Source organism: Variovorax sp. GW821-FHT09D05 (genome assembly GCF_059416325.1).
Genome location: NZ_JBWKOZ010000001.1, coordinates 251,637 through 265,029, shown reverse-complemented (window position 1 = coordinate 265,029; position 13,393 = coordinate 251,637). Strand labels below are relative to the sequence as shown.

Annotated in this window: 14 protein-coding genes; 2 read left to right on the top strand and 12 right to left on the bottom strand. The window is 65.6% G+C overall.

All coding sequences use genetic code 11. The annotated features are described in order from the left end of the window. Positions 1–54: 54 nt before the first annotated feature. Positions 55–903, top strand: coding sequence for a helix-turn-helix domain-containing protein (locus AC07O3_RS01165; RefSeq protein ID WP_426392640.1), 849 nt, complete (start codon positions 55–57; stop codon positions 901–903). A gap of 90 nt (positions 904–993) precedes the next feature. Further along, a complete protein-coding gene (locus AC07O3_RS01160) occupies positions 994–1,443 on the top strand; it encodes a VOC family protein (RefSeq protein WP_093052182.1) in 450 nt (149 codons plus the stop codon). A gap of 40 nt (positions 1,444–1,483) precedes the next feature. On the opposite strand, the gene AC07O3_RS01155 is transcribed toward AC07O3_RS01160, so the two are convergent. The 12 genes from AC07O3_RS01155 to hisS form a co-directional block, all read right to left on the bottom strand. Beyond that, positions 1,484–2,008, bottom strand: coding sequence for a phosphoribosyltransferase (locus tag AC07O3_RS01155; RefSeq protein WP_081269111.1), 525 nt, complete (start codon positions 2,006–2,008; stop codon positions 1,484–1,486). A 17-nt stretch (positions 2,009–2,025) separates the two neighbouring features. Further along, on the bottom strand, positions 2,026–3,357 hold the full coding sequence (locus AC07O3_RS01150; RefSeq protein ID WP_093078104.1) for an adenylosuccinate synthase: 1,332 nt from the start codon (positions 3,355–3,357) through the stop codon (positions 2,026–2,028). Between the two features lie 23 nt (positions 3,358–3,380). Next, on the bottom strand, positions 3,381–4,541 hold the full coding sequence (locus AC07O3_RS01145; RefSeq protein WP_097199416.1) for an ATP phosphoribosyltransferase regulatory subunit: 1,161 nt from the start codon (positions 4,539–4,541) through the stop codon (positions 3,381–3,383). A gap of 56 nt (positions 4,542–4,597) precedes the next feature. After that, the gene (locus AC07O3_RS01140; RefSeq protein ID WP_081269108.1) at positions 4,598–4,786 is read right to left on the bottom strand and encodes a DUF2065 domain-containing protein; all 189 of its coding nucleotides are present in this window, start codon (positions 4,784–4,786) and stop codon (positions 4,598–4,600) included. A 16-nt stretch (positions 4,787–4,802) separates the two neighbouring features. Beyond that, the gene (gene hflC / locus AC07O3_RS01135) at positions 4,803–5,702 is read right to left on the bottom strand and encodes a protease modulator HflC (protein WP_093176659.1); all 900 of its coding nucleotides are present in this window, start codon (positions 5,700–5,702) and stop codon (positions 4,803–4,805) included. A 17-nt stretch (positions 5,703–5,719) separates the two neighbouring features. Next, positions 5,720–7,099, bottom strand: a complete 1,380-nt coding sequence (gene hflK / locus AC07O3_RS01130) for an FtsH protease activity modulator HflK (protein ID WP_093052194.1) — start codon at positions 7,097–7,099, stop codon at positions 5,720–5,722. Between the two features lie 74 nt (positions 7,100–7,173). After that, the gene (hflX, locus tag AC07O3_RS01125) at positions 7,174–8,355 is read right to left on the bottom strand and encodes a GTPase HflX (protein ID WP_495338371.1); all 1,182 of its coding nucleotides are present in this window, start codon (positions 8,353–8,355) and stop codon (positions 7,174–7,176) included. Positions 8,356–8,410: 55 nt separating this feature from the next. Then, positions 8,411–8,656, bottom strand: a complete 246-nt coding sequence (gene hfq, locus AC07O3_RS01120) for an RNA chaperone Hfq (protein ID WP_012747311.1) — start codon at positions 8,654–8,656, stop codon at positions 8,411–8,413. 164 nt (positions 8,657–8,820) lie between these two features. Continuing rightward, complete coding sequence (der, locus tag AC07O3_RS01115; RefSeq protein WP_056598124.1) at positions 8,821–10,164, bottom strand: ribosome biogenesis GTPase Der; 1,344 nt, start codon at positions 10,162–10,164, stop codon at positions 8,821–8,823. Positions 10,165–10,221: 57 nt separating this feature from the next. After that, positions 10,222–11,364, bottom strand: a complete 1,143-nt coding sequence (gene bamB, locus AC07O3_RS01110; RefSeq protein WP_307614530.1) for an outer membrane protein assembly factor BamB — start codon at positions 11,362–11,364, stop codon at positions 10,222–10,224. 7 nt (positions 11,365–11,371) lie between these two features. Continuing rightward, entirely contained in the window at positions 11,372–12,064 is a 693-nt protein-coding gene (locus AC07O3_RS01105; protein WP_093052203.1) for a YfgM family protein, read from the bottom strand. A gap of 6 nt (positions 12,065–12,070) precedes the next feature. Further along, entirely contained in the window at positions 12,071–13,381 is a 1,311-nt protein-coding gene (hisS, locus tag AC07O3_RS01100) for a histidine--tRNA ligase (protein WP_495338370.1), read from the bottom strand. Positions 13,382–13,393 lie beyond the last annotated feature (12 nt).

Here is a 13,393-nt window from a genome sequence, read left to right as displayed (position 1 = left end):
TTAGCGGGCGGGGTGATTGCGCCGCGTGGCGGCTCGGCAGACACTTCCCGCGTCATGCAGCTGACCCGACCACCCTCCCCCCATCTGCGGCCCTTTGTGCGGCTCCTGTGGGCCTCCGCGCCCGATGAGCAGCACGAGGGACAGCCGGGCGCGCGCGAACACGTGCTGCCCACGGGCGGCATGCACCTCGTGTTCCGGCTTTCGGGGCCGCCCTTGCGCCTGTTCCAGGACGATGCCGATGCGCGGGGCTTCACGGTGGGCCATGCCATGGTGGGCGGAGCCCGCTCGGCGTTTTTCGTGCGCGACGTGTCGGTGCAAACGCACTCGGTCGGCGCCATGCTGCAGCCGGGCGCGGCCAAGGCGCTGCTCGGTGTACCCGAGGACGCGCTGGCCGACCGCCACACATCGCTGGACGCGCTCTGGGGCGCGGACGCTGACTTCGCGTTAGAGCAGTTCCACGGCACCGACTCGCTGGCGCGGCAACTAGCGATCGCCGATGCCCTGCTGGGCGCACGCCTCGCCGCCTCCGCCATGCACGGACTGCATCCTGCGGTGGCGCAGGCACTGGCCAGCATGGCAAGCGCGAGCGCCCGTGACGACGATGCGCAGGCCGGCGCCATCCGCGAACTGGTGAAGCAAAGCGGCTACAGCCACCGGCGCTTCATCGCTCTGTTCCGCGGCATGACCGGCCTGGCGCCCAAGCAGTACGCGCGCATGCTGCGCTTCGACCGCGTGATCGGGCAGTTCGCCATGGACCCCACCCAGCCCTGGGTCGATCTGGCGCTGCAGGCCGGCTACAGCGACCAGGCGCACTTCAACCGCGACTTCCTGGCCATCGCCGGTATGTCGCCGCAGGCGTACCGGCGAGCAGCGCCAGCATCGTCCCGGCATGTGCGAATCTGACTACGAGCCCGCAGGTCAAATTTGTTCAAGACCTGAAAAGCAACGGTCGCCAGAATCGCAGCCGTCTCATCAACCCGACTGGACAAGAGCATGGCCATCCACGAACTGTTTCCGTACCTCTGCGTCCACGATGCCGGCGCAGCCATCGAGTTCTATTGCAAGGTCTTCGAAGTGAAGGAAATCTTTCGCCTGACCGAGCCGAGCGGCCGCATCGGCCATGCGGAGCTGGACTTCAACAATGGCGCGATCCTGATGATCTCGGACGAATTCGCCGAATTCAACATCCACAGCGCAAAGACGCTGGGCGGCACGGCCGTCACGTTGCACCTGCACGTGGACGATGCCGACGCGGTGGTGGCGCGCGCGGTCGCCGCGGGCGCCACGTTGAACATGGCGCCGCAGGATCAGTTTTATGGGGAACGTTCCGGCGTCTTTCACGACCCCTTCGGCCATCGCTGGAACGTGGGGCACAGCATCGAGAAGCTGACGCCGGAAGAAATGCAGCGGCGCTATACCGCGATGCTCAGCGACGCCGGGTGAGCCGGCAGCGCCGCTTATTGCCGAAGGGTCGGCCGATAGATCAGACCGACCACTTCTCGATCAGCTTCTCGGCGCCCATGGAGTCGTAGCCTTCGAAGGGCTGGTGGATCCACGGGTTCGTGGCAAGGAATTCCACCTGGTAGTCGGGCGTGAAGGTCGACAGCGCCTTGGTCCAGATCACCGCGCTGCGCAGCTCGGTGATGGGCGGGTAGTTGTTGCGCAGCATGTCCATCACGGCATGCAGCGTGTGCCCCGAGTCGGCCAGGTCGTCCACCAGCAGCACGCGGCCGGCAATCTCGCCCTTGGGCGTGGTGATGAAGCGGGCGATGTCGAGGTGACCCTGCACCGTGCCAGCGTCGGCGCGGTACGAGCTGGTCGACATGATCGCCAGCGGCTTGTCGAAGATGCGCGAGAGCACGTCGCCAGGGCGCATGCCGCCGCGCGCCAGGCACAGGATAGTGTCGAACTGCCAGCCCGACTGGTGCACCTTGATCGCGAGCTTTTCGATCAGGTTGTGGTACTCGTCGTAGCTGACGTAGAGATGCTTGCCGTCTTCGGTCAACATGGTTCTTCTTTTCCTCTTCAGTCGGCCAGGTAGGGGTGGCGCATCATGATCGTGTGGTCGCGGTCGGGGCTGGTCGACACCATGTGGATCGGCACGCCAGTGACCTGCTCGATGCGCTGCAGGTACAGGCGCGCATTGATCGGCAGCTTGTCGTACTGCGTGACGCCAACGGTGCTTTCACTCCAGCCTTCGAGGGTCTCGTAGATTGGCGTGCAGCGCTCGATCTCGTCAGCGCCCATCGGCAGGATGTCGGTGATTTCGCCGTCGAGTTCGTAGCCGGTGCACAGCTCGAGCTTTTCGAGGCCGTCCAGCACGTCGAGCTTGGTGATGCACAGGCCCGACAGGCCGTTGACCTGCGCCGAGCGCTTGAGCAGCGCGGCGTCGAACCAGCCGCAACGGCGGCTGCGGCCGGTGGTCACGCCCTTTTCGGCGCCCACGGTGCTCATGTGGTAGCCCGGGGTGCCGGGCGTGGCCCAGTCGAGTTCGGTGGGGAACGGACCGCCGCCCACGCGCGTGCAGTAGGCCTTGGTGATGCCGAGGATGTAATGCAGCATGCCCGGGCCCACGCCCGAACCGGCAGCGGCATTGCCGGCCACGCAGTTGCTGGAGGTGACGTACGGGTAGGTGCCGTGGTCGACGTCGAGCAGCGTGCCCTGTGCGCCTTCGAACAGCAGGTTGGCGCCGTTCCTGTGCGCGTCGTTCAGCTCGCGCGAAACGTCGGCCATCATGGGCTTGAGCAGCTCGGCGTGCCTCATGGCCTCGTTGAAGACTTCGTCGAAGTCGATGGCCGGGGCGCTCAGCACCTGCGTCAGCACGTGGTTGTGCAGGTCGAGCAACACGCGCAGCTTGGCCGCGAAACGCTCAGGGTGCTTCAGGTCCTGCACGCGCAGCGCGCGGCGGGCGATCTTGTCTTCGTAGGCCGGGCCGATGCCGCGGCCGGTGGTGCCGATCTTCTCGATGCCGCCCTTTTCGCGGTAGGCCTCGCGCGCGATGTCCAGCGCGGCATGGAACGGCAAGATCAGCGGGCAGGCCTCGCTGATGCGCAGGCGCGAACGCACCTCGACGCCGGCTTTCTCCAGCCCTTCGATTTCCTCGAACAGCTTGGCGGCCGACAGCACCACGCCGTTGCCGATGTAGCACTTGACGCCGGGCCGCATGATGCCGCTCGGGATCAGGTGCAACGCGGTTTTCACACCGTTGATGACCAGCGTGTGGCCCGCGTTGTGGCCGCCCTGGAAACGGACCACGCCCTGGGCGCTTTCCGTCAGCCAGTCGACCAGCTTGCCTTTGCCCTCGTCGCCCCATTGGGTGCCGACGACGACCACGTTTCTTCCGGTGGTTACGCTCATGCTCGTTCCATTACTTCAAAAATTCAGATCGCTCGGACATTCCACTGGCCAGCTTGCTCGACGAGCTCGCGGTCGCAGTGGAATTCATCGATTTCGCTGCCATGGCCCGGCAGCACGCAGACTACCGTTTCGCCGGCCTTGCGCAATTGGGCAATTGCCTGACGCAGCCCGGCCGCGTCGCTCCAGGGTGCACGGATGGCGGCGCGCAGCGGGCGGGCCGGCAGCACGCCAACCAGTTCGCGCACGTCGAGGCTGAAGCCGACCGCCGGACGGTTGCGGCCGAACACGGCCCCCACTTCGTCATAGCGGCCGCCACGCACCAGCGAATCGGCCGCGCCGGGCACGTAGATGCCGAAGCGCATGCCGCTGTAATACGCATAGCCGCGCAGGTCGGCCAGGTCGAAGCTGATCTGGCGACCGGCCACGCCCTGCAGACCGGCGGCGAGCTGCTTCAGGTCGGCCAGAGCAGCACCCACTGCGGGCGTGCCTTTCAGGGCCTTGGCGGCCTCGTCGAGCACCGACGCGTCGCCGTACAGCTGGATGAGGGCACGCAGCCCCTCGCGCGAGGCGGCGGGGAAATCCTTGGTGAGCGATTCGAGTTCGCTCGCGTCCTTGGCGGCCAGCGCTGCATGCACCCGGGCCAGCGCGGCCGCATCGACCGGCACGCCAGCGAACAAGGCGCGCACGATGCGAGCATCGGCCAGGTCGACGATCACGCCGTCGCGCAGGCCGGCGGCATCGAGGCAGTCGAGCGCCAGCAGCAAGGTTTCGATGTCCGCTTCGAGACCGGCATGGCCGTAGATCTCGGCGCCGAACTGCAGGGGCTCACGGGTGGCGTGCGGGCGATCTGGCCGGGTGTGGAGCACCGGACCGCAGTAGCACAGGCGGGCAACACCGTCACGGTTCAGCAGGTGGGCATCGATGCGCGCCACCTGGGGGGTGGTGTCGGCACGCAGGCCCATGCTGCGGCCGGAAAGCTGGTCGACAAGCTTGAAGGTTTGGAGATCGAGTGCCTCGCCGGTGCCCGAGAGCAGCGATTCGAGATGCTCGAGCAGCGGCGGCATCACCAGCTCGTAGCCATAGCCACGGGCGGTATCGAGCAGCTGGCGTCGAAGTTCTTCGATGTGGCGCGCCTCGGAGGGCAGCACATCGGCAATGTGATCCGGGAGGACCCAGGCGGACATGGGGATCGGGGGCGTGGTTAAACCGGGATTCTACCGGGACCGCGACCAGCCCAAGACTAGGCCAGGATCCAGAGCAGTATCAAACCCAGCAGGATGCTGCAAAGTCCGAAGAAACGAAGCTGGCCGTCGCGCAGCTGCATGAGCTGCCCGAAGCCGCGCCGCCACCCTCCCGGCGAGACGAAAGGCAGGATGCCTTCGATCACCAGGACGAGCGCCAATGCGCTCCAGAAAGTGTCGGCGCTCACGGCTCCTGGCGAAGAATCAACGACGAGGCGCGTTGGTGGTCGAGCCCGAGCCTTGCATGGCGCGGAAGAAGTCCGACGATGGGTCGAGCACCATCACGTCGCTCTTCTTGTTGAAGCTCTGCTTGTAGGCATCGAGGCTTCGGTAGAACTGCGCAAACTGCGGATCGCGACCGAAGGCTTCGCTGTAAGCGGAAGCGGCCTGGGCATCGCCCTCGCCCTTGATCTTCTGGGCGTCGCGGTAGGCGTTCGCCACGATCACCTCGCGTTGGCGATCAGCATCGGCGCGAATCTTTTCGCCTTCAGCCGTACCGGTCGAACGCAGCTCGTTGGCCACGCGCTTGCGTTCGGCTTCCATGCGGCGATAGACCGATTCGGTGATGGCTTCTACATAGTCGACACGCGTGATGCGCACGTCGACCACGTCCACACCCCAGGGCTTGGCGCCCTTCACCACCGACAGCACTTCGCGCTGCACGTCGGCCATGAGGGCCTCGCGGCGCACCGAGATCAGGTCGCGCACGGTGCGCTTGTTGATGTTCTCCTGGAACGCATTGCGCACCACGCGGTTGAGCTGCATTGCACCGGCGTTCTCGTCGAGGCCGACGTTACGGATGTAGGCCTGCGGGTCGGAGATGCGCCAGCGCACGTACCAGTCGATCACCACGCGCTGCTTCTCGGCGGTGAGCATGGGCTCGGTGTCCACGCTCGACAGCGTCAGCAGGCGCTTGTCGATGTACGACACGTTCTGGAACGGCGGCGGCAGCTTGAAGTTCAGGCCTGGCTCGGTAATGACCTGCTTGATCTGGCCGAGGGCATAGACCACGCCGAACTGGCGCTGGTCGACCACGAAGAGGGTCGAGCTTGCCAGCACGAGCAGCACGAGGATCGACGTGGCGATGAATCCGATTCTGTTCATATTCTTTCGGGCCTTTCTCAACGCACGTCGCGGTCACGCGAGCGGCCATCGCGGCCACGCACGTCGGTCGTCGCAGGGGCCACCGGGATCACCGAGGACTGGGCCGGCGCGGTGCCGGCAACGTTGGGACTGGCCGCATCGACCGGGGTGGCCGCGGCGGCGCCGCTGTTGCCACTCATCTGCATGAGCTTGTCGAGCGGCAGGTACAGCAGGTTCGAGCCCTGCTTGCTGTCGACCAGCACCTTGGTCGTGCTGGCGTAGATCTGCTGCATGGCGTCGGTGTACATGCGGTCGCGCGTCACCTGCGGGGCTTTCTGGTATTCAGCCAGCACCGCGCTGAAGCGGCCTGCATCACCCTGGGCCTGCGCCACGATCCGCGCCTTGTAGGCCTCGGACTCCTCCTTCAGGCGCGAAGCCGTACCGGTGGCGAGCGGCACCACGTTGTTGGCGTAGGCCTGTGCATCGTTCTTGGTGCGCTCGCGCTCCTGGCCGGCCTTGAGCACGTCGTCGAACGCGGCCTGCACCTGCTCGGGCGGACGCACGCCGCCCTGCTGCAGGTTGATGCCGACGACTTCGACGCCGATCTTGTAGCGGTCGAGGATGGTCTGCATCAGCGCGCGCACGCGTGGTGCGATCTGGTCGCGCTCTTCGGCCAGAGCGGCATCCATCTTCATCTTGCCTACCACCTCGCGCACGGAGGTTTCGGCCACCTGCACGACGGTGTCGGCAGGCGACTTGCTCTCGTAGAGCCATGCGCGCGGGTCGCTCAGGCGGTACTGCACGGCGAACTTGATCTCGACGATGTTCTCGTCTTCGGTCAGCATCGCCGATTCGCGCAGGCCGGTGGAGCGCACGATGGCATCGCGGCCCACGTCGGCGGAGCGGATCTGCGTGGTCACCACCACTTCGTGGCGCTGAATGGGATACGGCAGGCGCCAGTTGAAGCCTGCACCCACGGTGCTCTTGTAGCTGCCGAACTGCGTGACGACGGCCTGCTGGCCTTCGTTCACGATGAAGAAGCCGGTGCCGAGCCAGATCAGGACGGCCACTGCGGCCACGAGGCCGAGGCCGAATCCTGCATTTTTCATGTCGGGCCTGTAGCCGTTGCCACCACCGCCGCTGCTGCCGCCGTTGGGACGGTTGCCGCCACCCTTGCCGCCGAAGAAGCCACCGAGCTTGCGATTGAGGTCGCGCCAGAGTTCGTCGAGGTCAGGCGGGCCCTGGTTGGGGCCTTGTCCGCGGGGACGGTTGTCGTTGCTGTTGTTGTTGCCCGGAGGCGGGGGCGTCGGTGCGCCCGGGGGATTGGCATCGGGGGGGCGGTTGCCGGCCGGGCGGTCGCCGTTGGAGGACGACGGCTCGTCGCCGCGCCCCCATCGGCCATCGTTCAGGTTGAACATGCCCAGAAACCCTCTCCGCGCTGGCTTTGAATTCATTCGCTTCGTTCTCTTGTCAGTGGCGGGATTGTGCCCAATCAATCGGCTGCATCGTGCAATTCAGCGTTTGCCCCAGGGGTCATCGTATCGGCTACGGAACCCGACTGCCGGGCGAGCTCGGCGCGCAGCAGCGACACGCCCTCGCCGCTCTTGGCGCTGAGGAAGATGCGGGGGACCTGCACGCCGTCGATTTCCATCTCGTCCTGCAGATGCAGCGGATGTTGCGCGCTTTCAAGGGCGTCGAGCTTGTTGAATACCAAAAGCTGCGGAACGGTGTCGGCACCGATCTCGCGCAGCACCGCCTGCACCTCGGCCATCTGCTCGGGGTAATGCGGGTTGGAGGCGTCGATCACGTGCAGCAGCAGGTCGGCGTCGACCGCCTCCTGCAGCGTGGCCTTGAAGGCATCGACCAGGCCGTGCGGCAGGTCACGGATGAAGCCCACGGTGTCGGAGATCGATACCTGCCGCCTCCGTCCATCTTCGGTATTGCCCAGGTAGAGGTTGCGCGTGGTGGTATCGAGCGTGGCGAACAGCTGGTCGGCCGCATAGGCGCGGGCCTTGACCAGCGCATTGAACAGCGACGACTTGCCCGCGTTGGTGTAGCCCACCAGGGAGATGTTGAAGGTCTCGCGGCGCTCGCGCTGGCGGCGCTGCGTGCCGCGCTGCTTCTGCACCTTGGCGAGACGCTCGCGTGTGCGCTTGATCGACTCGCTGATCATCCGGCGGTCGAGCTCGATCTGCTTTTCACCCGGGCCGCCGCGCACCCCGGCGCCGCCGGTCTGGCGCTCCAGGTGGGACCAGCGACGGACCAGCCGCGTGCTGAGGTACTGCAGGCGAGCCAGCTCGACCTGCAGCTTGCCTTCGTGCGAACGCGCGCGCTGGGCGAAGATCTCGAGGATGAGGAAGGTCCGGTCGTAAACGGCGACGTCGAGCTGGCGCTCGAGGTTGCGCTGCTGCGCGGGGCTCAGGGCCTGGTCGAAGATGACCTCGCTCGCCCTGTACAGGGCAGCCAGCTCCTTGATTTCTTCGGCCTTGCCGCTGCCAACGAACAATGCCGCATCGGGCGCCTTGCGCTTGCACGCAAGACGGGCGACGGGCGTCAGGCCCGCGGTCTGCGCAAGCAGACCGAGTTCCTCTAGTTCGCTGTCGAAATGGGGCAGCCCGAAATCGACGCCGACGAGAACGGCGGCGCCTTCCTGGCGGGGGATCAGTTCAGACAAGCGGGATCAGAAATTGGGAAAAAGCGCGGCAGCAGAGCTGCCGCGCTCCGCGCGATCAGGCTGCGGCGTCGTCGTTCTCGGCAGCCGAGAAGTTGACGGCACGACCCGGCACGATGGTGGAAATGGCGTGCTTGTAGACCATTTGCGTCACCGTATTGCGAAGCAACACGACGTACTGGTCAAAAGACTCGATCTGGCCCTGCAGCTTGATACCGTTCACCAAATAAATGGAAACCGGCACGTGCTCACGACGCAGGGTGTTCAGAAACGGGTCTTGCAGAAGTTGCCCTTTATTGCTCACGATATTCTCCGTGTTCAAGAGTAGTTGTTGGAGAGATGACCTTAACACAGGGTTTCTGCGCTGCAGCAATCGGGGTCAAAAGCCTTGAGAAAATAACGGTTCTCAAAAAGCGGAACTTCCACTCCTGCTGCAACTCATTGGCCGCCATCGGCGGCCAAGCTCCCTCAATCGTCCTTGTCGGCAAATGGATTGTGCGAGCTCTTGAACTCGATGCGCAAGGGGGTACCCACAAGGTCGAATTCCTTGCGGAAGCGCCCCTCGAGGAAGCGCTTGTAAGCGTCGGTGACATGCTCCAGCGAATTCCCGTGGATCACGATCACCGGCGGGTTCATACCCCCCTGATGCGCATAGCGCAGCTTGGGGCGGTACATGCCGCCACGCTTGGGCGCCTGGAACTGCACCGCCTCCAGCAGCAGGCGTGTCAGCACCGGGGTCGACATCTTGCGCGTGGCCGACTTGTGGGCCTGCGCAATCGCCTGCCACACCGGGCCCAGGCCCTGGCGCTTGATGGCCGAGATGAAATGCAGCGCCGCGAACTTCAGGAACGGCAGCCGGGTCTCGATCTGCCGCTGGATCTGCTCGCGCTGGTAGCTGTCGACCGCGTCCCACTTGTTGATGGCGATCACCACCGCGCGGCCACTCTCGAGGATGTAGCCGGCAATGTGCGCATCCTGGTCGGTCACGCCCTGCGTGGCGTCGAGCAGCAGCAGCACGACATTGGCCGACTCGATGGCCTGCAGCGTCTTGACCACCGAGAACTTCTCGATCGCCTCGAACACCCTGCCCTTGCGGCGCAGGCCGGCCGTGTCGATCAGCTCGAAGCGCTGGCCGTTTCGCTCGAAAGGCACGGAGATGGCGTCGCGCGTGGTGCCCGGCATGTCGAAGGCCACCAGGCGCTCTTCACCCAGCCAGGTGTTGATCAACGTGGACTTGCCCACATTGGGCCGGCCGGCCACGGCCAGCTTGATCGGCTTGTTGACCTCGTCCTCGTCCGTCTCGTCGTCGGGATCAGGCAGGTTCAGCGGCTCCAGCGCAAGCTCGACAAGGTCGCGCATGCCCTGCCCGTGCGCAGCCGACACGCCATGCACGTCGCCGAAGCCGAGTTCGTAGAAGTCGACCAGCTTGGTGCCGTCGTGCATGCCCTCGGCCTTGTTGGCCGCCAGCACGCAGGGCTTGCCGAGACGGCGCAGCTCGTTGGCGATGTCATGGTCTTGCGCGGAAAGGCCCTCACGGGCGTCGACCACAAAGATCACCACGTCGGCCTCGGCCACGGCCTGCCGAGTCTGCTTGGCCATTTCCTTGTAGATGCCGCTGCCCGCGTCAGGCTCGAAGCCGCCAGTGTCGATCACGATGAACTCGTGCTTGCCCAGGCGGCCGTTGCCGTAGTGACGGTCGCGCGTGAGTCCGGCGAAGTCGGCGACGATGGCGTCGCGCGTCTGGGTCAGGCGGTTGAAGAGGGTCGACTTGCCAACGTTGGGCCGCCCGACCAGGGCCACGACCGGCTTCATGGCCGGCCTTTCGATGGCTCGGTATTCATGGTCGGGCCTTGGAAAAAGAAAGAAAAGTTATTCAGGGCGATAGCCAAAAACGCCACCCTTGGCAGTCACCACCACGACCGTGTTGCCGGCCAGTACCGGCGTGACGGTGATGGCCGAGCCATCGGGCGTGATGCGATTGAGCAGCGCACCGTCTTCGCGCGAGACGAAATGCAGCATGCCAGTGTCTTCGCCGACGATCAGCGAACGGCCCACGGCCAACGGTGCGGTGAGGTTGCGATTCTTGAAGCGGCTCATCTGCCAGGCGCGTTCACCATCGGCACGGCGCCAGGCCACGACGCTGCCGTCGGACTCGGTGCCATAGACAAAACCGCTGTCGCCGCTGACGCCGTCCGCGCCCGAAGCCGGCTTGCTCCAGACCAGCGAACCGCGTACGGTCTCGACGCAGCCGACGCTGGCGTAGTAAGCGCGGGCGCAAACCGTGTCTCCAAAGCGGCTCACGCTGCCGGTCAGGTCGACCAGGCGCTCCACGTCGTTGGTGCCGCGCGGAGCCGCAATGGGCGACTCCCAGCGCGAGGTGCCGTTGGCGGGGTTGATGCCGACCAGACGGCCGCCGATGCCGGCCACCAGCGTGTCGCCCACGGCGATGAGCACGCCCGACTTGCGCAGCACCAGGTTTTCTCCGGCGCGCTGCTGGATCCAGAGGCGACGGCCGCTCTGGCCGTCCCAAGCGCTGATGCTGCGGTCGGCGGTCTGCACGAACACGCGGCGGCCTGCCACCAGCGGTGCGGTGAAAGCCTGGGCCGAGAGCTTCTGCTTCCACAGGACCTTGCCGTTCTCGATGGCGACCAGCTCGTTGCTGGTGGTGACGACCGCGGCCATCGACCCGTCGCTGCCAACACCTGCAGCCAGCGGAGCACCGGCGCTGACGCGCCAGGTTTCGCGGCCGGCGCGAGCATCGATGGCGACCACCGTGCCGTCGCTGCCAGCCACGGTAACCGTGTCGCCGCTGACGTCGGTGCTGAGCGGGAACTGGACATCGGGGATGCGCACAGTCCAGGCCTGGCGCACGCCCATCAGGGCCGGGTTGGCAGGCAGCTCGGCCGGCTTCGGCTTGCTGGTACCAGAACAGGCGGCGAGAAACGCTACCAAAACAAGAGCTGATCCCGCACGCAAGGCGGTCGATTCAGGCATGAAACGCTTGAAATTCATGATGCGGTCAGGGAGTTTTGGGGGCTGCGGGTGTGACGGTGACGACGGGTGCCAGGCTCTTCGGATCGACACCGACCGCGTTGAGCTTGATTTCAACCAGACGGCGATAGTCCGAGGTGGCGCCAAGGCCGGTCCACGCCTTGCGGTATTCGGTCTGTGCTTCAGCGCGCTTGCCTTGAGCCAGGTAGATGTCGCCCTTGCGGTCGGCCACCAACGGTTCGAATTCCTTGGGCACGCTGCCGTCGAGCTGCTTGAGGGCATCGTCGTAAGACTTGCTGTCGAGCAGTTCGGCCGCCAGCCGCAGCCGGGCGATGGCCTTGTAGCCAGGGTCGATGGCGTTCTGCGCGACCCATTCGAGCTCGGCGCGCGAGCCTGCGGCATTGCCCTTCTCGTACAGCGTCTTGGCGACCAGCAGGCCGGCCTGTTGCGCGTAGGCGGTGCCGGCGAAGCGCTTCTTCATGTCGTCGAGCACGAGAGCGATGCGTGCCGGGTCGCCCGCCTGCGCCGTCTTCTCGACCTCGTCGTAGAGCGACGAGGCCTGCGCCGCCTTGTTGCGGCCATACCATTGCCAGCCGTTCCAGGCCACGAAGGCGCCAGCGACGAGCAGCACGACCGAAGTGATCAGGGTGCCGTAGGTATTCCAGAAATGCTTGAGCTGGTCGAGCTGTTCCTGTTCTTCGAGGTCGAGATGGGTTGCCATGCGCTGTCAGTTGTTGGGAGCCGGCGATTGTAGGGTGGCGGCCCAGGCGGCCACTTCAGCAAGTGGCCGGGAGGTTTGCGCGCCGCTTCCGTCGCGCAGCGCCTTGAGAGTCACTTCGCCGCGTGCAAGTTCATCGGCGCCGAAGATCAGGGCGTAGGTAGCGCCGCTGTTGTCGGCCCGCTTGAACTGCGACTTGAAGCTGCCGAGGCCATCCGCCGTGGCGGCGTGCATCTGCACACGCACGCCGGCGTCACGCAATTGCTGCAGCGTGCGCAGCACCACCGGCATGGCGGAGGCATCGGGCACGACGGCATAGACATCGGGGGCCCGTACCGGGATCTGGGTGCCCTGCTCCTTCATGAGGTCGAGCACGCGCTCCACGCCGATCGCCCATCCCACTGCAGGCGCCGGCTTGCCGCCGAGTTGCTCGAACAGGCCGTCATAGCGGCCGCCGGCACACACCGTGCCCTGCGAGCCGAGCCGGTCGGTCACGAACTCGAACACGCTGAGGTTGTAGTAGTCGAGGCCGCGCACGAGGCGCGGGTTGATGGTGTAGGCAACGCCGTTGGCATCGAGGATGGCCTTCAACCCCTCGAAGTGCGCCAGCGATTCGGCACCGAGGAAATCCATCAGTCTCGGCGCCGACTCGACCACATCCTTCATCGCCGGATTCTTGGTGTCGAGGATGCGCAGCGGGTTGCTGTGCAGGCGGCGCTGGCCGTCCTCGTCGAGCTTGTCGGCATGTGCCTCGAAATGCGCGATGAGCTGGGCGCGGTGCTGCGCCCGCTCTGCCGGTTGGCCAAGGCTGTTGAGTTCCAGCCGCACGTCGGTCAGGCCGATCGCCTTCCAGAGCGCGCTCGCGAGCAGGATCAATTCAGCGTCGACGTCGGGACCAGCAAAGCCCAGCGCCTCGACGTCGATCTGGTGGAACTGCCGGAAACGCCCGCGCTGCGGCTTCTCGCGCCGGAACATCGGCCCGATGGCCCACAGGCGCTTGCCGCCGTCGTAGAGCATGTTGTGCTCGATCGCGGCCCGCACGATACCGGCGGTGTTCTCGGGCCGCAGCGTCAGGTGGTCGTTGTCGCCGTACTTGTCCGAACGGTCGTGGAAGGAGTACATCTCCTTCTCGACGATGTCCGTCACTTCGCCGATGCCGCGCACGAACAGCGCTGTGTGCTCGAGGATCGGCGTGCGGACGTTACGGTACGCATAGCGCCCCATCAGGTCGCGCACGGTGGCCTCGAGCCACTCCCAGCGCGCCGATTCGGGCGGCAATATGTCGTTCATGCCTTTGACGGCATTCAATTTTTCAGCCATGAGTCTGCGGAG

Coding starts and splice junctions, on each gene's coding strand:
- AC07O3_RS01145 (WP_097199416.1), bottom strand. CDS start 4,541: ATGTCCGCCTGGGTCCTCCCGGATCACATTGCCGATGTGCTGCCCTCC.
- hflC (WP_093176659.1), bottom strand. CDS start 5,702: ATGAACAGAATCGGATTCATCGCCACGTCGATCCTCGTGCTGCTCGTG.
- AC07O3_RS01155 (WP_081269111.1), bottom strand. CDS start 2,008: ATGTTGACCGAAGACGGCAAGCATCTCTACGTCAGCTACGACGAGTAC.
- hisS (WP_495338370.1), bottom strand. CDS start 13,381: ATGGCTGAAAAATTGAATGCCGTCAAAGGCATGAACGACATATTGCCG.
- AC07O3_RS01105 (WP_093052203.1), bottom strand. CDS start 12,064: ATGGCAACCCATCTCGACCTCGAAGAACAGGAACAGCTCGACCAGCTC.
- AC07O3_RS01165 (WP_426392640.1), top strand. CDS start 55: ATGCAGCTGACCCGACCACCCTCCCCCCATCTGCGGCCCTTTGTGCGG.
- bamB (WP_307614530.1), bottom strand. CDS start 11,364: ATGAATTTCAAGCGTTTCATGCCTGAATCGACCGCCTTGCGTGCGGGA.
- AC07O3_RS01150 (WP_093078104.1), bottom strand. CDS start 3,357: ATGAGCGTAACCACCGGAAGAAACGTGGTCGTCGTCGGCACCCAATGG.
- hflK (WP_093052194.1), bottom strand. CDS start 7,099: ATGTTCAACCTGAACGATGGCCGATGGGGGCGCGGCGACGAGCCGTCG.
- AC07O3_RS01160 (WP_093052182.1), top strand. CDS start 994: ATGGCCATCCACGAACTGTTTCCGTACCTCTGCGTCCACGATGCCGGC.
- der (WP_056598124.1), bottom strand. CDS start 10,164: ATGAAGCCGGTCGTGGCCCTGGTCGGGCGGCCCAACGTTGGCAAGTCG.